The 19,073-nt window shown below is 33.3% G+C and carries 15 protein-coding genes; 6 read left to right on the top strand and 9 right to left on the bottom strand.

Going from position 1 to position 19,073, the window contains the following annotated elements; all coding sequences use genetic code 11:
- Window position 1: 1 nt before the first annotated feature.
- The 8 genes from ABJM36_RS00545 to pepT form a co-directional block, all read right to left on the bottom strand.
- Complete coding sequence (locus tag ABJM36_RS00545) at window positions 2-2,377, bottom strand: TonB-dependent receptor (protein WP_348448075.1); 2,376 nt, start codon at window positions 2,375-2,377, stop codon at window positions 2-4.
- A gap of 75 nt (window positions 2,378-2,452) precedes the next feature.
- Complete coding sequence (locus ABJM36_RS00540; protein WP_348448073.1) at window positions 2,453-4,663, bottom strand: NADP-dependent isocitrate dehydrogenase; 2,211 nt, start codon at window positions 4,661-4,663, stop codon at window positions 2,453-2,455.
- 833 nt (window positions 4,664-5,496) lie between these two features.
- Complete coding sequence (gene rplS, locus ABJM36_RS00535; RefSeq protein WP_348448071.1) at window positions 5,497-5,847, bottom strand: 50S ribosomal protein L19; 351 nt, start codon at window positions 5,845-5,847, stop codon at window positions 5,497-5,499.
- Between the two features lie 353 nt (window positions 5,848-6,200).
- Window positions 6,201-6,530 carry a hypothetical protein gene (locus ABJM36_RS00530; protein WP_348448069.1) on the bottom strand — a complete coding sequence of 110 codons (330 nt, stop codon included), beginning with the start codon at window positions 6,528-6,530 and terminating at the stop codon, window positions 6,201-6,203.
- 15 nt (window positions 6,531-6,545) lie between these two features.
- Window positions 6,546-7,223 carry a tRNA (guanosine(37)-N1)-methyltransferase TrmD gene (trmD, locus tag ABJM36_RS00525; protein ID WP_348448067.1) on the bottom strand — a complete coding sequence of 226 codons (678 nt, stop codon included), beginning with the start codon at window positions 7,221-7,223 and terminating at the stop codon, window positions 6,546-6,548.
- Between the two features lie 98 nt (window positions 7,224-7,321).
- A complete protein-coding gene (locus ABJM36_RS00520; RefSeq protein ID WP_348448065.1) occupies window positions 7,322-7,546 on the bottom strand; it encodes a hypothetical protein in 225 nt (74 codons plus the stop codon).
- Window positions 7,547-7,621: 75 nt separating this feature from the next.
- The gene (locus ABJM36_RS00515) at window positions 7,622-8,185 is read right to left on the bottom strand and encodes a hypothetical protein (protein WP_348448063.1); all 564 of its coding nucleotides are present in this window, start codon (window positions 8,183-8,185) and stop codon (window positions 7,622-7,624) included.
- 125 nt (window positions 8,186-8,310) lie between these two features.
- A complete protein-coding gene (gene pepT, locus ABJM36_RS00510; RefSeq protein WP_348448061.1) occupies window positions 8,311-9,555 on the bottom strand; it encodes a peptidase T in 1,245 nt (414 codons plus the stop codon).
- A gap of 179 nt (window positions 9,556-9,734) precedes the next feature.
- Between pepT and ABJM36_RS00505 the strand changes: the two genes are divergently transcribed.
- Complete coding sequence (locus ABJM36_RS00505; RefSeq protein WP_348448059.1) at window positions 9,735-10,766, top strand: quinone-dependent dihydroorotate dehydrogenase; 1,032 nt, start codon at window positions 9,735-9,737, stop codon at window positions 10,764-10,766.
- Between the two features lie 4 nt (window positions 10,767-10,770).
- Here the strand turns inward: ABJM36_RS00505 and ABJM36_RS00500 are convergent, their stop codons facing one another.
- A complete protein-coding gene (locus ABJM36_RS00500; protein ID WP_348448057.1) occupies window positions 10,771-11,685 on the bottom strand; it encodes a spondin domain-containing protein in 915 nt (304 codons plus the stop codon).
- Window positions 11,686-11,794: 109 nt separating this feature from the next.
- On the opposite strand from ABJM36_RS00500, the gene ABJM36_RS00495 reads away from it, so the two are divergent.
- The 5 genes from ABJM36_RS00495 to ABJM36_RS00475 all read left to right on the top strand — a co-directional run bounded on the left by ABJM36_RS00495 (window position 11,795) and on the right by ABJM36_RS00475 (window position 19,041).
- Window positions 11,795-12,658, top strand: a complete 864-nt coding sequence (locus ABJM36_RS00495) for a hydroxymethylglutaryl-CoA lyase (protein WP_348448055.1) — start codon at window positions 11,795-11,797, stop codon at window positions 12,656-12,658.
- A 172-nt stretch (window positions 12,659-12,830) separates the two neighbouring features.
- A complete protein-coding gene (locus ABJM36_RS00490) occupies window positions 12,831-14,027 on the top strand; it encodes a DUF4856 domain-containing protein (protein ID WP_348448053.1) in 1,197 nt (398 codons plus the stop codon).
- Between the two features lie 43 nt (window positions 14,028-14,070).
- On the top strand, window positions 14,071-15,165 hold the full coding sequence (locus ABJM36_RS00485) for an imelysin family protein (protein WP_348448051.1): 1,095 nt from the start codon (window positions 14,071-14,073) through the stop codon (window positions 15,163-15,165).
- Window positions 15,166-15,275: 110 nt separating this feature from the next.
- Window positions 15,276-16,637, top strand: a complete 1,362-nt coding sequence (locus ABJM36_RS00480; RefSeq protein ID WP_348448049.1) for an HTTM domain-containing protein — start codon at window positions 15,276-15,278, stop codon at window positions 16,635-16,637.
- Window positions 16,618-19,041, top strand: a complete 2,424-nt coding sequence (locus ABJM36_RS00475) for a TonB-dependent receptor (protein ID WP_348448047.1) — start codon at window positions 16,618-16,620, stop codon at window positions 19,039-19,041. Before ABJM36_RS00480 ends, ABJM36_RS00475 begins: the two co-directional genes overlap by 20 nt.
- Window positions 19,042-19,073 lie beyond the last annotated feature (32 nt).

The following is a 19,073-nucleotide window of genomic DNA, read 5'->3' as shown; positions in this document are numbered from 1 at the left end:
CTTAAAGTTTAAAATTATAAGAAATTGATGGAACAATACCAAAAATCGATAACCGAGTGGCTTCATTAACTCTAGTTGTTTCATTTTTTGCAAATGAAATAGAGGCTGCATTTCTTCGGTTGTAAATGTTATAAAAACCAAAGACCCATTCACCTTGCCAGCCTTTGTGTTTATTAGGTTTTGGCGTGTAATTTAAAGCAATGTCTAACCTGTGGTATGCTGGCAGACGGTTTGAATTTCTATCGCTGTAATTAGGAATATTTAACCCATTATAGTCGTATTGGCTATTGGGAAATGTTGCCGGTTGCCCTGTTTGGAATAAAAAATTACTACTAATTTTCCATTTATCATTCCATTGGTAGCTGCTAGTAAGTGAAATGTCATGGGTTTTATCAAATGCTGTATTGTACCAATAGCCGTTGTTTATTCCCAATTCATTAGCTGTTCTACCAGGAGTTTGCTGTTCCGATTTTGACAAGGTATATGCAAGCCATCCTTTAAATCGACCTTCGTTTTTTCTAAGTAAGATTTCTAAACCATAAGCTCTAGATTTTCCGTTTAAAATGACTTGCTCTATGGCATTATTAGCAATTAAATCGGCACCGTCAATGTAATCAATTCTATTTTCAACGTTTTTATAGAAACTTTCAATTTCTAATGAATAGGTAGTGTCATTAAAATTTTTAAAATATCCTATGGCATATTGGTCTAGTAACTGTGGTTTAACAAATTTTCCACTTGGGGTCCAAATATCCAATGGAGTAGGAGAACTCGTGTTAGAAAGCAAATGTATATATTGAGCCATACGGTTGTAGCTCATTTTTATTGAGCTTTTGGCGTTTAATTGGTAGGATAGTGAAGCTCTAGGTTCAAAATTGTGGAAACTTTCGATAACATTACTGCGCTTATAATATGCTATTCCTATAGGTTCTGCTTTTTCATAAATTTTAAAATCGTCATTAAATAAAACTGCTTGATCATCCTCATAAATATTTAATTCATCTTGCCCTAAGCGTATAAAATTGCTAATTCGTAATCCATATGAAAAAGTCAGTTTGTCTGAAACCTTATGTTCGGCATCCAAATAAATGGCATTTTCAAAGGCGTATTTGTCAGTTAATTTAAAAGGATTAATTCCAGAAGACTCTACCGTTGGTTTTATTTCACCTGGGTTAAAACGGTAATAAATACTGTTTATTCCATATTGTAGTTTGATTTTATTGCTTAGGTAATGTTTAAAATCATACTTAAGGTTTAAATTTTTAATTCCAGAAACCCAATCAAATTCGACAAAATTTAGTCTTAAATTATAGTAGTAATCGGAATAAATTAAAGATAGGTTTGAAAATAATTTATTAGAAAATAAATGATTCCAACGGAAGTTTATAACCGAATTACCGTAGGTGTTTTCAAAAGTATCTTCAATTTTAAAAACATCTCTTCCAAAGTACCCAGAAAGATAAATGTTATTATTATCGTTTAATTTATAACTCAGTTTAGTGTTAAGGTCGTAAAAGTAGGCTTTGTTATCAACATCGAAAAGTGGTAAAAATAAGTGAGCATAACTAGATCGTCCACCAAGAAGAAAAGAACCTTTGTCTTTTTTTATAGGGCCTTCAGCAAGTAATCTACTTGATACAATACCAATACCACCGTTTACATGAAACTCTTTACTGTTCCCTTCCTTTTGATAAATATCTAGAACTGACGAAACGCGTCCACCATAACGCGCAGGAATACCTCCTTTGTAGAGTTTTAAATCTTTAATAGCATCTGGATTAAAAACGGAAAAGAAACCAAACAAATGTGATGAGTTATAAATTATTGCTTCGTCTAACAAAATTAAGTTTTGATCCGCAGCACCACCACGAACGTTAAAACCAGATGCGCCCTCGCCAGCAGAAGTAACTCCTGGAAGTAATGTAATGGCTTTGATTATATCGGATTCGCCTAGAACTACGGGTATATCTTTTATAGTACCCGAAGTAAGTTTTGTAACACTCATTTGTGGGGTTCTAATATTAAGTTTTTCGATTTTTTCGGTAATTATAATTTCATCTAAACTCTCTAGAGTATCAATTAAACTAAAGTTTTTAGTTATATCTTTTGTTAAAGTAATGGTTTGTGAAATTGTAGAATACCCTATGTAGCTAATAACAATTTTATAAGTGCCTTCGGGAACCGTTATGGAGTAGAATCCATACTCGTTGGTTGTTGTTCCAGCAGAAATCTCAGGAAAAATAATGTTTACACCAATTAATGTTTCATTACTTTTTTCTTCAGAAATGGTTCCACTTAAGGTATATTTAGATTGGGCATTAAGTGGTATGATTGCAAAACTTAATATACAAATACACCAATAAAAGAAGGGTTTCATTTAATAGCTTTTTTTATAAAAGTATAAAAAAAAGCTCCTAAAAGGAGCTTTTTTAAAATTATATTGAAGTAATTGTTAACCTAATATGGCATTAAATGTTTTGCTAGGTCTCATTACATTGTTTATTAAATCTTCGTTAGGTTCGTAATAACCTCCAATATCGGCAGGCTTACCTTGAATTTCATTTAACTCTTTCACAATAGTATTTTCGTTTTCTGCTAATTGTTTAGCAATAGGAGTAAACTCAGCTTTTAATTCGGCATCATCGTTTTGATTTGCTAATTCCTGAGCCCAGTACATTGCAATATAAAAATGACTACCTCTGTTATCTAACTCTCCGGCCTTTCTTGATGGACCTTTACTGTTTTCTAATAATTTATCGGTAGCATCATCTAATGTTTTCCCTAAAACTTTAGCTTTTGCGTTATTATTAACTTGACTAAAATGTTCTAAAGAAACGGCTAAGGCTAAAAATTCTCCTAAAGAATCCCAACGTAAGTGGTTTTCTTCAACTAACTGTTGTACGTGTTTTGGAGCAGATCCACCAGCACCTGTTTCAAATAATCCACCACCATTCATTAATGGTACGATAGATAACATTTTTGCACTAGTTCCAACTTCTAAGATTGGAAATAAATCTGTTAAATAATCACGTAAAACATTTCCGGAAACCGAAATGGTATCAAGGCCTTTTTTTAGTCTTTCGCACGTAAATTTAGTAGCTTCAATAGGTGATAAGATTCTTAAGTCTAAGCCAGAAGTATCATGATCTTTTAAATACGTATTTACTTTTTTAATAATTTCTACATCATGCCCTCTATTTTCATCTAACCAAAATATAGCAGGAATTTTAGAAGCTCTAGCACGTGTTACAGCTAATTTTACCCAATCTTGAATAGGAGCATCTTTAGTTTGGCACATTCTCCAAATATCACCCTCTTCAACGGTATGTTCTAATAAGGTGTTACCAGAGGCGTCAAAAACTTTAACTGTTCCATTTGATGGAATTTCGAAAGTTTTATCATGAGAACCATATTCTTCAGCTTTTTGAGCCATAAGTCCAACATTAGGAACAGTTCCCATGGTTGTAGGATCGAATGCACCATTTTCTTTACAGAATTCGATAGTTGCGGCATACACACCAGCATAACTACTATCCGGGATAACTGCTTTTGTATCTTGAAGGTTGCCGTCGGCATTCCACATTTGACCAGATGTACGAATCATGGCAGGCATGGAAGCATCAATAATAACATCACTAGGTACATGAAGGTTGGTAATTCCTTTGTCAGAATTAACCATGGCTAAATCGGCTCCATGATCTAAAGCAAATCTTATATCATTTCTTATTTCGTCGCGTTTATCTTCAGGTAATTCACTTAATTTTTCAAGTAAGTTTCCAAAACCATTGTTAACATCAACTCCAATTTCATTGAAGGTATTTCCATGTTTCTCAAATAAATCTTTAAAGAAAACACGTACTGCATGACCAAAAATAATTGGATCACTAACTTTCATCATGGTCGCTTTCATGTGTAATGAAAACAATACGCCTTTATCTAAAGCATCCTCGACTTGCGCTTCTAAAAATTCTAGTAATGCTTTTTTGCTCATTATGGTAGCATCAATAATTTCACCTTTAAGTAAAGCAAAACTATCTTTTAAAACAGTAGTATTTCCGTTAGCGTCAATATGTTCAATAGTAATGCTAGTAGCATCATTTAATGTCACAGATTTTTCGTTATTAGCAAAGTCGCCTTCGCTCATAGTCGCTACATGTGTTTTAGAATCCTTAGTCCAAGCTCCCATAGAATGTGGGTTTCTCTTAGCATAATTCTTAACAGCTTTAGGTGCACGTCTATCACTATTCCCTTCACGTAAAACAGGGTTTACAGCACTTCCTTTAATTTTGTCGTAACGAGATTTAATATCTTTTTCGGTATCAGTTGCCGCTTCGGTAGGGTAATCAGGGATGTTAAACCCTTTGTCCTGTAATTCTTTAATAGCAGCTTTTAATTGCGGAACAGAAGCACTAATATTTGGTAATTTAACAATATTGGCTTCTGGCTTTTTTGCAAGGTCACCTAGTATAGCTAAATCGTCTGGAACACGTTGATCTTCATTTAAAAAATCTGGAAACACAGCTAAAATTCGTGCTGCTAAAGAGATGTCTTTAGTTTCAATATTAATACCCGACGATTTAGCAAACGCTTGAACAATAGGTAATAAAGAGCGTGTTGCTAAAGCTGGAGCTTCATCAGTTTTTGTGTAAATGATTCTAGACATTGGTGTCGCTTTTTTTTTAATTATTATTTAGTTAAGTCTTGAAAACGTAGTACGATAACGTTTTCGCGAGCGAATATACGAAAAATGACCTTTTAATATGACCAATTTTATGTTGAAAATAAAGAAAATAAAAACTTTTAGAGTAAATGCAATATAGAGAAGTGTAAGTGCTAATTTGACAAAAAACAAAAGCCATATCACTGCAGAAGTTAATCTCCTTTGATATGGCTTTTTAGAAATAACTTTACAAGTCCTAATAAGTATTTCTACTTAGTTGGGTTTAAAATATTCATCTAAACCTTTTTGGTACTAGTTTTTGTTATTTCAATGAAACATAATCGTAATTTTCAAAATGTATTGACCTATTACTACTATGTTCCTGTAATTGTTTTCTTGATGCTATTAATCTATTATTCACTTTCGTGTTAAAACAGTTATTAGCATTGCTTGCATTACAATAATCACTTTCGTTTTTACTGCTTTTTAAGCTTTCCACTATACTAGTTTGCATCTGCTTGTACGAATGCTACTTTTTATAATGTCATGGTTTTTTATAAACTGACGTATACACGCGGTATAAATAAACCTCAAAAACAATTTTTATAAGAACGTTACCTTATTTAGAAAATTATGCAAATTCGTTGTTGAAGCGAAACCAACCAAAAGGTTGTCATTTTTTCATATGTAAATATATGATCACAATTCAATAAAAGCAAATTATTAAGGTTTTAGATATCAACTAGTTATCAACCGTAGTTATTAACAATAGTTAATAAAAAAAGCCTTGAGAGGTCTCAAGGCTTTTAAATACTGCTAATGCAGATAAACTGTTATTAACGTCTACGCTCTGTAATTCTAGCTTTTTTACCTGTAAGGCCTCTAAAGTAGAATATACGTGCTCTACGTACTTTACCACGTTTGTTAACTTCTATTTTTTGTAATGCAGGTAAATTAACTGGAAAGATACGCTCTACACCAATAGATCCTGACATTTTTCTAATTGTAAAAGTTTCTGAACTTCCAGATCCTCTTCTTTGAATTACCGTTCCTCTAAAAAACTGAGTACGTGTTTTACTACCCTCTTTAATTTCGTAGTATACTGTAATAGTATCACCAGCAGCAAATTCTGGTAAATCTTTCCTTGTTACAAACTCGTCTTGTACAAATTTTACTAAAGATTCCATATCTTTAAATTTAATTATTATTAATTCAGAACAACATTCACGATTCTCGCCAGAGGTTAACCCGAAATTGGGTGCAAAAATAACTATTAATTAGGAATCCGCAACGTTTTATTTGTGTTTTTTTTTGGTGTTTCTTTTTGCTTGATAATACAGCATAAATTTCAAGTTTAGTATAGGCAAAAAGTCAGGCTATTCGCTATATCTTTCTATAAAGCTATTTTTATTTATTACAAATTCACTTTTATAATGAACACTAAGCTTTCATTTAAGTTCAATCTATTAAATGCTTTACATAAAGGATGCCGCTGCTATCCTTAACACGCCGCAGTATATAACAAGGGGGAATTAAGTGCTTACTTAACAGTTTCGATGCTATTTTTATTAAAATAATTTATAGCTAGTAGTAAAAATCCAACTCCAAAAACAAAAAAAGAAAAGGCATTAAAAAAGGTAAGGGTTACCTGTGCATCTAGCAAGGTTTCTGTTCCTTTTTGGGCTGCAATAATATTATACAGGTATCCGCCAACATAACCAATGGTATTAAGCAAGCTTCCTGTAAACAAGAATACGGTTGCTATACATCTTTTTTTTACTAGCATAATTATCGATGCTAGTAATACAATAAGTTGTACAAGACCATTAATTGCAGCCGCAATAGCAAATTGAATTTGAAAATTATCCATATTTTTCTATTTGGTTTAATCGTCCAATAAATCTGGTCTGCGCTCCTTAGTGCGCAAATATGCTTGTTCTTCGCGCCATTTTTCTATTTTCGGTAAATTGCCTCCAAATAATAATTCGGGTACTTTCCAGCCTTTATAGTCTCTAGGTTTCGTATAAATAGGAGGTGCTAATAAACCATCTTGAAACGAATCGGTAAGGGCAGAGGTTTCATTTCCAAGTACTCCAGGAATTAAACGTATTATAGAATCGCAAAGTACTGCAGCTCCTAACTCACCACCGGATAACACATAATCACCAATAGAAATTTCACGTGTTATAAAATGATCGCGAACGCGTTGGTCTACACCTTTATAATGTCCGCATAAAATAATAATGTTTTCTTTCATGGATAATTGGTTGGCAATACCTTGCTTTAAAGTTTCGCCATCGGGAGTCATGTAAATCACTTCGTCATAATTGCGTTCTGCTTGTAATGCCGAAATACATTTATCAATAGGCTCCACCATCATTACCATACCAGCGCCACCACCAAATTGTGTGTCGTCAATAGATTTATAATTATCTGAAGTGTAATCTCTTAAATTATGAAAATGGACTTCTACCAATCCGGCATCAATAGCGCGTTTTAAAATAGAAGCTTCAAACGGACTTTTAAGTAATTCGGGTAAAACAGTTATGATATCTATGCGCATGTTTGCTTTTTAAAAAGGCAAAGATAATTTAATTGTTCTATACCTATTATAATTTGAAATGAGATTAAGAGAAAAAGTACGTTTTATTAGGCTTTAATTTACTCTAAAATTTCATAATCTATATCTAATTTTCGTAAAGCTCTTAACGCAGAACCTGAGTTTTTATCCTTCACTTCAATACCTACAACGTCGCCTTCTAAAAGAATTTCTGTAAGTTCATTTGATAAAGATGCACCTATACTTAATGAAATCTCCTCAATACATTTGGCTATAGCTCTTTTATCTGGCCTTGGAGCATCGCATGATAATAGTTTTAGTTTCATAAGAATGGTTTATTTGTTAGTCTTTATATGAGTAAGGATCCGAGATTTGGACGATGTATTTGTTAAACGTTATTTTTAAGTCGTTAACGGAAATGAAATTCCAAAAGCAAATGCGCCAACAAATTGTTTAACAGAGGGCTGAAAGTAATATGTAAATCCTAAATCAACATTATTTTCTTTTCCTAATTCCAATCCAAACGCAAAAGGAATGTGATAAATAATTCCGCTTTTGGTACTATTATCAAACGCTGTCCATGTTTCAAATTTACCAATAGAAGTTCCTAGTCCTATTTCAACGTATGGTGCCACATAAGGTATAGGTGCACGTACTCTTGCTTTTCCACCAAGTAAAAAGGCTTTTGTTTCCGCTTTTTCGTTAGTAGGATTATTGTTTAGGTCTTTTCCATTTGAGTTTGTCAAAATAAAGCCGGCATAAGGTTTAAATTCTACCCACGATTTAACCTTTAGCACTAACTCTCCTTGCGCGAAAAAGCCATCGTCAGCAATGTTGTCAATACTATTATATGGTACACTAATGCCGTATCCAATTTGCGCATTTATCGACTTTTGTTTTATAAACTGTGCTTCAATTAAATTTGAAGTCAGTACAAGTATTAATAATAACAGAGTTTTTCTCAAAATGAATTTATGGTTTCGTCTACAAGAAAATGTTTTAATACTAAAACAAGTTCAACAGAATTCTTTAATATATTTACTAACATGAAATCAGCTAGGTTTGCCAAAAAAATTAAATGTTTAAATTACTACTTAATACCCTTTAAAGCTGTTAATTCTGCAATCTTACAAATAACCTCGGTTGCTTTTATCATGCTTTCCACAGGCACATACTCATAACGTCCATGAAAATTATGTCCACCAGCAAAAATATTAGGACAAGGTAAGCCCTTATAGCTCAATTGAGAACCATCTGTACCACCACGAATGGCTTTAATTAAGGGTTCAATATCTAGTTGTTTCATGGCTTCTTCGGCAATATCAACAATATGCATTACAGGTTCAACCTTTTCACGCATATTATAGTATTGGTCTATAATTTCGGTAGTTATAACTTCTCTGCCATATTGAGTATTTAATTCGTTAGTAAGTTTTACCATAACCTCTTTTCGCGCCTCAAAATGCTCCATATCATGATCGCGAATAATATAATGTAAGGTCGTTGCTTCAACATCACCTTCTATGTTATGTAAATGGAAAAAACCTTGATATCCCTCGGTATGTTCTGGGGTTTCTAAGCGTGGTAAGGAATTAATAAACTCGGTAGCAATATACATAGAGTTTATCATTTTATCTTTGGCATAACCAGGGTGAACAATTTTACCTTTAATTTTTACAACGGCTCCGGCAGCATTAAAATTTTCGTATTCTAATTCGCCAATCTGACTTCCATCCATGGTATACGCCCAGTCGGCTCCAAATTTTTCAACATCAAATTTATGGGCGCCTCTACCAATTTCTTCGTCCGGCGTAAAACCAACCTTAATAGTGCCGTGTTTTATTTCTGGATGCTTAATTAAATATTCCATAGCCGAAACTATTTCACAAATACCCGCTTTATCATCGGCACCTAATAGCGTAGTGCCATCGGTAGTAATTAAAGTTTGACCTTTATACTGTAGTAAATCTTCGAAGTAATCAGGCGATAAAATGATGTTTTCAGCTTCATTTAAAACAATGTCGTTTCCATCGTAGGTCTCAACAATCTGTGGGTTTACATTTGCTCCTGTAAAATCTGGCGAGGTATCAAAATGAGAAATAAAACCAATAGTGGGCACATCATAATCTACATTACTTGGTAATGAGGCCATAATATAGGCATTCTCGTCTATATTTACATCTTGCATGCCAATGGCTTTAAGCTCTTCGGCAAGTTTGTTGGCCAAATCCCATTGCTTTTCAGTACTGGGAGTCGAATTAGATTTTGGGTCGGATTCTGTATCAATAGTAACGTAACTTATAAAACGTTTTATAATGTGTGTTTTTGAAATCATGAACATGAATTTTTAGTAAGAAAAAGAGTTATTTTTCAAGCAACTAATTTACAATTATTACGCTTGAATAACTTCGTGATGGCTAATTTTTTATTTACAAGATTTCGACTTATTTTTGCATGAAATTATCTTGATTTTGTGTTTTAGCAATAAGAAGATACGTTCAAATAAATCCATTGATGTACAAACTAATACTTCGCCCTCTGTTTTTTGCTTTCGATCCTGAAAAAATTCATCATTTTACATTCCATTTAGTAAAATTTACTTCTAAAATACCAGGTTTTAAAAGTTTGTTTAGAAGCTTATATGTGGTTGATGACGAAAGGTTAGAACGAAAATTACTAGGACTTACTTTTAAAAATCCAGTAGGATTAGCAGCAGGTTTCGATAAAAATGCTGTGCTGTACAACGAACTTGCAAATTTTGGTTTTGGTTTTATTGAAATAGGAACAGTAACCCCAAAGGGGCAAGCTGGAAATCCTAAAAAGCGATTATTTAGATTAAAAGATGATCAGGGGATTATTAATCGTATGGGTTTTAATAATGAAGGTCTTGATGCGGCTATTGTTCAGCTAAAAAAAAATAAAGGTAAACTTATTATTGGAGGAAATATTGGTAAAAACACGGATACCAAACCAGAAGATTACACCAAAGATTACTTAACGTGTTTTAACGCGCTGCATCCTTATGTAGATTATTTTGTGTTGAATGTAAGTTGTCCTAATGTTGGCAGTCATGCTAAACTTAATGATAAAGATTATTTACTAGAATTAATTGGCGCTGTGCAAAACGCCAATAAAACGTTTAGTAAACAAAAGCCAATAGTTTTAAAAGTAGCTCCAGATTTAAATAATATTCAGCTAGACGAAATTATCGATTTAGTAAAAGAAACGAATTTAGATGGTGTTATAGCCAGTAACACCTCAATCGATAGAAGTGGATTAAAGGCTTCAAAAGAAAGGCTAGAGGAGATTGGAAATGGTGGTTTAAGTGGCCAACCGGTAAAAGACAAAAGTACTCAGGTTATAAAGTATCTTTCAGAAAAAAGTAATAAAGCTTTCCCAATTATAGGAGTTGGTGGTATTCATTCGGCAAAAGATGCGCTTGAAAAACTTGATGCTGGTGCAGATTTAGTTCAAGTTTATACCGGCTTTATCTACGAAGGACCGAGCCTTATTAAATCAATAAATAAAGCCATCCTTAATAAATAGACAGCTATTTAATTATCTTTTTTATAACGCTATAATTATTTCTGGTAAGTATTAAGAGATAAGGACCAGATGCTAAAGAACTACAATCTACCGGTTTATTTGAAACTTTACCCGATAAAACAGGCCGACCGTATAAATTGGTGATTTTATAAGTTGTATTTAATCCTGTATTTTCTATATAAAGCTTATTGTTTTTTATAGGATTTGGGTATGTTTTTAAAGGTTCCAAAGCGTTGCTGTCCTCAAGACTTAGTGTAGATGTATTATATTTAAACGTTATACTAGCCATTCGGTTACCGTTAATAGGAAATCCCGAAATTATTGAAATCGGTGCTCTTGGGTTGCTAATCATATTATTCGATGTGTAATCTGTTCCAGAATCGGTACCAGCATCGTAAGCAAAAACATCTAAAGTAAACGTGTCTTTCCAACCGTTATTTATAGTGTTATTTCCAGAACGTAGATTTAAACTAGAAATGGCTATAAACCAATCTGGACTTGGTGCCACCATGGAGACCAAGGTAATTAACGGGAAATCTTCACTTACCGAAACGTTATTTATTGTAGCGTTACTATTATTTCCTGCTGTAGGCGAAAACCCTTGTTCAAGGTATTGATTGGCATTTCCGGCAGTAATTAATGTGTTTATTTCATGTTCAAAATTAGTATTTACACCAATTTCGGCAACATCTTTTATACCGTTAGTTAGAGGAGCAGGAACTCCAAATTCTAAAATATCATTAGGGTTTTTGTGTGTAGCACCAACCAAAGGCGACCAATGTGCATTATTGGGTACTGATGTATGTGCGGTAGTATTCCAAATTGTAGTGACAGAAATATCATAATTAGCTATAGACTGCCCAAAAGTATGATGTTCATTAACTATTAAGATTACAAGTAGAAGTATAAATGTTCTCATAAAATTAGCTTTTATTGGGCGTGGTATATTATTAAGTCGTATTTCCATTTTAAAACTTGCATTCTTAAAAATAATAGTATTTTTAACCATTGAATTTCGTAAATAAATAATGAAAAAACCAGTAAAAATAATTGAATGTCCTAGAGATGCTATGCAAGGTATAAAGCAATTTATACCCACGGCTAAAAAGGTGCAATACATTCAATCGTTATTGCGTGTAGGTTTTGATACTATCGATTTTGGAAGTTTTGTGTCGCCAAAAGCCATCCCGCAAATGGTAGATACGGCTGAGGTACTAGCACAATTAGATTTAAGTAAAACATCAAGTAAGCTGTTATCTATAATTGCTAATACTAGAGGCGCTAACGATGCTTGTAAACATCCGGAAATAGATTTTTTAGGCTATCCGTTTTCCATATCCGAAAATTTTCAGATGCGTAATACGCATAAAACTATTGCAGAATCTGTTAATATACTTCAGGAAATTTTGGAGGTAGCAGATGCATCTAATAAGGAAGTGGTTGTGTATATCTCTATGGGATTTGGCAACCCTTATGGAGATCCATGGAATGTCGATATAGTAGGCGAGTGGACCGAAAAGTTAGCAACCATGGGTGTTAAAATTTTATCCTTAAGTGATACGGTTGGTACATCCAATCCAGAAAGTATCCATTATTTATTCTCTAATTTAATTCCTAAATATCCAAATATAGAATTTGGGGCACATTTGCATACCACACCAACGTCTTGGTTTGAGAAAGTAGATGCTGCCTACAAGGCGGGGTGTTATCGTTTTGATGGCGCTGTGCAGGGGTTTGGAGGTTGCCCAATGGCAACCGATGAATTAACAGGGAATATGCCAACCGAGAAATTACTTTCCTATTTTACCGCAAAACATAACAATAGTCTAAATGCTATTAGTTTTGAAAGCGCCTATAACGAGGCGTCTAAGATTTTTAAAAATTATCATTAATTTTTTTGGTATTTAAGTTATTAAAAAACAGTGGGTTAATTCGTTTTTAAGCTGTCTATTTAAATTTAATCTAAATAAACTTTGCGTACATTAATAATGGGTTTTATATTTGCGACTTCAATTGAAGTATTATTTATAATAAGTCTAAATAAAAACATCAAATTAATTTAAAATGAAAAAAATAGTTCTAAGTTTATTCGTATTAGGTAGTGTGATTACCTCATGTTCAAATGATGATGACGGAAATGTAGAAACTAAAGTTACAGCACCTTCAACCTACGAGTTTACAAGAGAAGGTAATTCAACAGTAAGTTATAGTGGTCAAACCACAAGAATTTTAATGGCGGAAGAAGTGGTATCTGCATTAAAAGTAGAAACTAACACAGAGGCAACAATAGACGCTATGTTTGCTCATGTTGCAGGAGCTAACGATTTTAGCGATGCCGATTTAAATGCTTCAGATAAAAGTGTGCGAAGTAAATTAGCGGCTTCAACGGATTATTTTTCAGCAAATACAACAGAAGCAAATGAAATTAAAGCTGATTTTGATACTTGGATTGAAGAACAAGTAAATACTGTTTTTCCTAGTTGGAGTGTTACGGCATCTGTTGGAGTTGCCGGCGCTTTACAACAAGCAGGTGGTGGAACAACCCGTTATATAAATGCTAAAGGCTTAGAATATAATCAAGCTTTTGCTAAAGGTTTAATTGGAGGGTTAATGATCGATCAAATATTAAACAACTATTTAAGTCCAGCGGTTTTAGACGCAGGAACAAATATTGAAGATAATGATAACGGCGTTTTAGAAGCAGGTAAAACATACACCTCTATGGAGCATAAGTGGGATGAAGCTTTTGGATATCTTTACGGTAATGAAGCAGATGCTACAAATCCTGTTTTAGATGTTGATCAATTCTTAAGTGAATATTTAGACCGTGTTGAAGCCGATGAAGACTTTGCAGGGATCGCTTCTAGCATATACGATGCCTTTAAATTAGGTCGTGCTGCCATAGTTGCTGGCGAATATAGCGTTCGTGATGCTCAAGCAGAAATTATCAAAGAAAACATATCCGTTATACCAGCAGTTAGGGCGGTGTATTACTTACAATCTGGGAAAAATAAACTAGGTGTAGATGATGCTTCTGCATTTCATGGTTTATCCGAGGCTTACGGATTTATTTACAGCCTTCAGTTTACAAGACAACCAAATTCAACAGAACCATATTTATCAAAAACAGAAGTAGATGGGTATTTAGCTCAACTAATGGACGGTAATGGTTTTTGGGATGTTTCAGCAGAAACCTTGGATTCTATATCTAACGAAATTTCTGCAACATTTGGTTTTACAACAGAAGCAGCGGCTAATTAATAATTCTTATTTTTGCAACCGTTTTTAATTTAAAACAATACACATGATTAAAAAAGTTTTTTTAGCAACAGTAGTTCTAGCGCTTTTAGTAGCTTGTAGTTCATCGTCGTCCGATGATAGTCCTACAGTAACGGATAATTTTAATCGAAGTGCCTTGTTAACCAATTTGGCTGATGATATTATAATTCCAGCATTTCAAGATTTATCATTAAAATTAGAAACTTTAAAAACGGATAAAGATGCTTTTATAGCAGATGCAAATCAAACAAATCTAGATGTATTAAGAGCATCTTGGTTAGAAGCTTATAAGGTTTGGCAACATGTTGAAATGTTTAACATTGGTATGGCTGAAGAACTTTTGTATGGGTTTCAAATGAATATTTACCCAGTTTCTACAACCGATGTTGAAACTAATATTTCTAATGGTACTTACGATTTAACACATGCTAATAATAATGATGCCGTAGGTTTTCCTGCAGTTGATTATATGATATATGGCATTGCTGATAATGATGCCTCTATTTTAGCTAAATATGAAGATGAAAAATATAAAACGTATTTATCAGATGTAGTTAATCAAATGGAAAGTTTAACTAATACGGTTTTAACCGATTGGACATCCTCGTATCGTACAACCTTTGTTAGTCAAACATCAAATACAACCACAAGTGCGGTAAATAAGTTTGTTAACGATTTTATTTTTTATTTTGAAAAGGGATTGCGAGCTAATAAATTTGGCATTCCAGCGGGTGTATTTTCTACAAATCCTTTACCAGAAAAAGTTGAAGGGTTTTATAATAAAGAAATTTCAAAGGCATTAGCTTTAGAAGCTTTATTGGCTGTGCAAAATACATTTAATGGAACTTACTATGCATCAAGTGCAAAAGGAGAAAGTTTTAGTTCTTACTTAAATGAATTGGATAGAGGTGATTTAGCATCACTAATAAATACAAGGCTTGACGATGCAAGGGAAAAAATTAATCTCTTGGATAATAATTTTTATTATCAAGTTAACACTGATAATACGAAAATGACCGAAGCTTATGATGCATTGCAATTAGGAGTGGTATCATTAAAGGTTGATATGCTGCAAGCCTTTAATATAAGTGTAGATTACGTTGATGCCGACGGCGATTAAAAAAACATAAACATAACTAAAAGGTTGTCTATTAAAAAAGGCAACCTTTTTTTGTAATTTCATAACCTGTAAGATTCCTGAAATCTTGTAGGGTTCATTTTATAAAAACCGTGTTAAACATAAAAACATATCTAAACCAAACTACAAATGCAGCTCCATTGGCTGTATTTCGTGTTTTATTTGGTGTTATGATGTGTTTTAGCATTATTCGTTTTTGGTATCACGGTTGGATAGAAACACTATACATTCAACCAAAATTTCACTTTACCTATTATGGTTTCGAATGGGTTAAACCACTTGGTGTTTATACTTATATTATCTTTATTATTTGTGGGCTATCGGCATGTTTTGTAGCAATTGGTTTAAAATACAGGCTAGCTATAATAACCTTCTTTTTGAGTTTTACCTACATCGAATTGATGGATAAAACCTCCTATTTAAACCACTATTATTTTATTTCGTTATTAAGCTTTTTAATGATTTTTTTACCGGCCAATGCGCATTTTTCGGTAGATAATTTATGGCATAAAAAAAGCTATAATAATATCCCTAAATGGACCATTGATAGTGTAAAACTCCTATTGGGCATTGTTTATTTTTATGCTGGTTTAGCCAAACTAAATAGCGATTGGTTATTTAAAGCACAACCTTTAAAAATCTGGTTGCCTTCAAAATACGATTTACCACTTATTGGCGATACCTTAATGCACCAAACCTGGTTTCATTACGCCATGAGTTGGAGTGGTGCTTTATACGATTTAAGTATTCCGTTTTTATTACTTTACAGAAAAACACGTGTTTTTGCCTTTGTTTTGGTCGTAATATTTCATGTGTTTACTAGAGTGCTATTTCCAATAGGCATGTTTCCGTTTATAATGATTGTATCTACATTAATCTTTTTTGATGCCGATTTACATCTTAAAATTATCAGCTTTATAAAGCGTATAGTATCTTTCTGTAACACTAAATATTCAGTAGTACAGCACAGCGTTTATACGTATCAATTCAGAAAACCTATTACGATACTTTTAGGGGCGTTTTTTGTTGTTCAGTTAGTACTTCCTTTTAGGTATATGTTATATCCAAACGAATTGTTTTGGAGCGAGGAAGGTTACCGATTTTCATGGCGGGTTATGCTTATGGAAAAAATGGGTATTTCAACATTTAAAATTGTAAATAAAGAAACAGGGGCCTTTTTCTATGTGAATAATAAAGATTTTTTAACTCCATTACAGGAAAAACAAATGAGCGCGCAACCCGATTTTATATTGGAGTATGCCCACTTTTTAGGCGATTATTTTACAGCTCAAGGACATGAAAATGTACAAGTGTTTGTAGAAAGTTATGTGGCTTTAAATGGCAGATTAAGCGCGCCTTTAATAGATAAAACCGTAGATTTGTACGCCGAAAAAGAATCATTTAAACCCAAACATTGGATTTTACCATTTAAGGATGACATTAAAGGACTTTAAAATTATAATAGCACTACTTTTTAGTGTTTCTGCGTTTTCTCAACAAGAAGTTTCAGGAACGGTAATCTTTTCAGAAACAAAGCAACCCATTTCGGATGTTAAGGTTTACGATAAGGCTTCAGGTGTTTTAGCAACAACCGATGCTTCGGGCTATTTTCAGTTTCAAACTTATAAAAAAGAATTAACCTTAGTGTTTTTTTCATTTGAATATGAGGTTGAAGAAATTACGATTACTCCGGAAACCACTTCAGAATTACAAATTATATTAAATGATTTAACTCAAAATTTATCCGAAGTTGAAATCACAGCAAGAAAGCAACGTGTCTTCGAATTACAACGTTTAAAGGATGTTGAGGGAACAGCTATTTACGCGGGTAAGAAAACAGAGGTTGTTTTAGTAGAGCAATCTATGGCTAATTTGGCGGCCAACAACGCTCGTCAAATATACAGTCAGGTGGCAGGTTTAAATATTTATCAAAACGACGATGCCGGCTTGCAACTTAATATTGGTGGCCGTGGCTTGGATCCTAACCGAACAGCAAATTTTAATACACGCCAAAATGGTTACGATATTAGTGCCGATGTGTTAGGGTATCCGGAAAGTTATTACACACCAGCTTCCGAGGGTTTATCGGAAATTCAGGTTATTCGTGGTGCGGCTTCATTACAATACGGGACGCAGTTTGGTGGCTTAATTAACTTTAAAATGAAAGCACCAAACCCTAATACAGCTTTAGAAGTTATTACAAGAAACACGGTGGGAAGCTTTGGTTTGTATACTAATTTTACAAGCTTTAGTGGAACCCAAGATAAATTGAGTTATTATGCATTTGTTAACTATAAAAAAGGAGACGGCTTTAGACCTAATTCAGAATTCGAATCGGTAAATACTTATGCGCATATTGGGTATCAATTTAATAAGAAAACAAAACTAGAAGGCGAAGTAACCTATTTAGATTATTTGGCGCAACAAGCTGGAGGTTTAACCGATGCCATGTTTAATGAAGACCCTTTACAGAGCAATCGCGAGCGAAATTGGTTTCAAGTAAATTGGCTACTTTATAATTTAAAATTTGCTCACGAATTCTCAGAACAAACAAACTTTACCTTTAACTTTTTTGGTTTAAATGCGTCTAGAGATGCTTTAGGTTTTAGAACCAATAGAGTAAGTCAAGTAGATTCTGGTACCGAACGCGATTTAATAAAAGGTGATTTTAATAATTTTGGTTTTGAGTCTCGTTTGCTTACCAAATACAAAGCGTTTAGTAAGGATGCTACCTTTTTAATTGGTGCTAAGTTTTACAAAGCCGATAATTATCAGCAGCAAGGTCCGGGAACAGATGGAAGTGATGCTGATTTCTCCTTTGCTTCAGAAGAATTTCCTAATTACCCAAGTCAATCACAATTCGATTTACCTAACTTAAATACATCGGTTTTTGGTGAAAATATTTTTTATGTTTCCGATAAGTTTTCAGTAACCCCTGGTTTTAGATTCGAATATATAAAAACTCAAAGTGAAGGGTTTTATAAAAACATAAATACAGATGCGGCTGGCAATGTTATTTTTGAAGAAACCGTTGAAGATAATCAAAACTTCGAGCGTTCGTTTGTTTTATTAGGTTTAGGACTAAGTTACAAGCCTAATACCAATTTTGAAGCCTATGGTAATGTGTCTCAAAATTACCGTTCGGTAACATTTTCAGATATAAATATAGATAATCCTGCCTTTCTTATTAGTCCAGATATTACAGATGAAGAAGGCTTTACAACCGATTTAGGAATTCGTGGAAATTTTAATAATGCCGTGTCTTACGATTTGGGTGTTTTCGGACTTTTCTATAAAAAAAGAATTGGTTTTGTAACTATTGTAGATACCGATGGAAGCATTAAAAACGAACGTGGTAATATTGGAGATGCCGTTATGTATGGTGTAGAATCTTTATTCGATTTTAATTTGAAGAAAATTATAGGGTTGAATAATGATTTTAAACTTAATTATTTTTTAAATACATCAGTAATTAATTCGGAATATACAGCTTCAGAAAAGGCAGGTATTAAAGGAAATAAAGTAGAGTTTGTTCCCGATTTAAATTTAAAAATGGGACTTAACGGAGGCTATAAAAATATCTTAGCTAATATTCAATACAGCTATTTAGGAAGCCAATTTACCGATGCTACAAACTCGGTTACCGCTAGTGAAAGTGGTGTGGTAGGCGAAATTCCAGAGTACAATATTTTAGATGCATCGGTGTCCTATAGTTATAAAAATTTCAAAATAGAAACTGGAATAAATAACCTGCTAGATAATAGTTATTTTACCAGAAGAGCCACAGGTTATCCAGGACCAGGTATTATTCCTTCTGCGCCAAGAAACTGGTACACTACACTGCAAATTAAATTCTAAATTATTTTAAGATTTTTTTAACAAGGTTGTGG

The sequence above is a fragment of the Algibacter sp. genome, from assembly GCF_039977455.1.
Taxonomy (GTDB): domain Bacteria; phylum Bacteroidota; class Bacteroidia; order Flavobacteriales; family Flavobacteriaceae; genus Algibacter_B.
Note: the sequence above shows the minus strand (reverse complement) of the source record. Positions and strands in the feature narration are given on the sequence as shown.

What these genes read in the sequence shown, in the direction of transcription:
- ABJM36_RS00490 (WP_348448053.1), top strand. Translation starts at nt 12,831, where the DNA reads ATGAAAAAAATAGTTCTAAGTTTATTCGTATTAGGTAGTGTGATTACC.
- ABJM36_RS00495 (WP_348448055.1), top strand. Translation starts at nt 11,795, where the DNA reads ATGAAAAAACCAGTAAAAATAATTGAATGTCCTAGAGATGCTATGCAA.
- ABJM36_RS00520 (WP_348448065.1), bottom strand. Translation starts at nt 7,546, where the DNA reads ATGAAACTAAAACTATTATCATGCGATGCTCCAAGGCCAGATAAAAGA.
- ABJM36_RS00505 (WP_348448059.1), top strand. Translation starts at nt 9,735, where the DNA reads ATGTACAAACTAATACTTCGCCCTCTGTTTTTTGCTTTCGATCCTGAA.
- ABJM36_RS00545 (WP_348448075.1), bottom strand. Translation starts at nt 2,377, where the DNA reads ATGAAACCCTTCTTTTATTGGTGTATTTGTATATTAAGTTTTGCAATC.
- rplS (WP_348448071.1), bottom strand. Translation starts at nt 5,847, where the DNA reads ATGGAATCTTTAGTAAAATTTGTACAAGACGAGTTTGTAACAAGGAAA.
- ABJM36_RS00500 (WP_348448057.1), bottom strand. Translation starts at nt 11,685, where the DNA reads ATGAGAACATTTATACTTCTACTTGTAATCTTAATAGTTAATGAACAT.
- ABJM36_RS00540 (WP_348448073.1), bottom strand. Translation starts at nt 4,663, where the DNA reads ATGTCTAGAATCATTTACACAAAAACTGATGAAGCTCCAGCTTTAGCA.
- ABJM36_RS00485 (WP_348448051.1), top strand. Translation starts at nt 14,071, where the DNA reads ATGATTAAAAAAGTTTTTTTAGCAACAGTAGTTCTAGCGCTTTTAGTA.
- trmD (WP_348448067.1), bottom strand. Translation starts at nt 7,223, where the DNA reads ATGCGCATAGATATCATAACTGTTTTACCCGAATTACTTAAAAGTCCG.
- ABJM36_RS00530 (WP_348448069.1), bottom strand. Translation starts at nt 6,530, where the DNA reads ATGGATAATTTTCAAATTCAATTTGCTATTGCGGCTGCAATTAATGGT.
- ABJM36_RS00475 (WP_348448047.1), top strand. Translation starts at nt 16,618, where the DNA reads ATGACATTAAAGGACTTTAAAATTATAATAGCACTACTTTTTAGTGTT.
- pepT (WP_348448061.1), bottom strand. Translation starts at nt 9,555, where the DNA reads ATGATTTCAAAAACACACATTATAAAACGTTTTATAAGTTACGTTACT.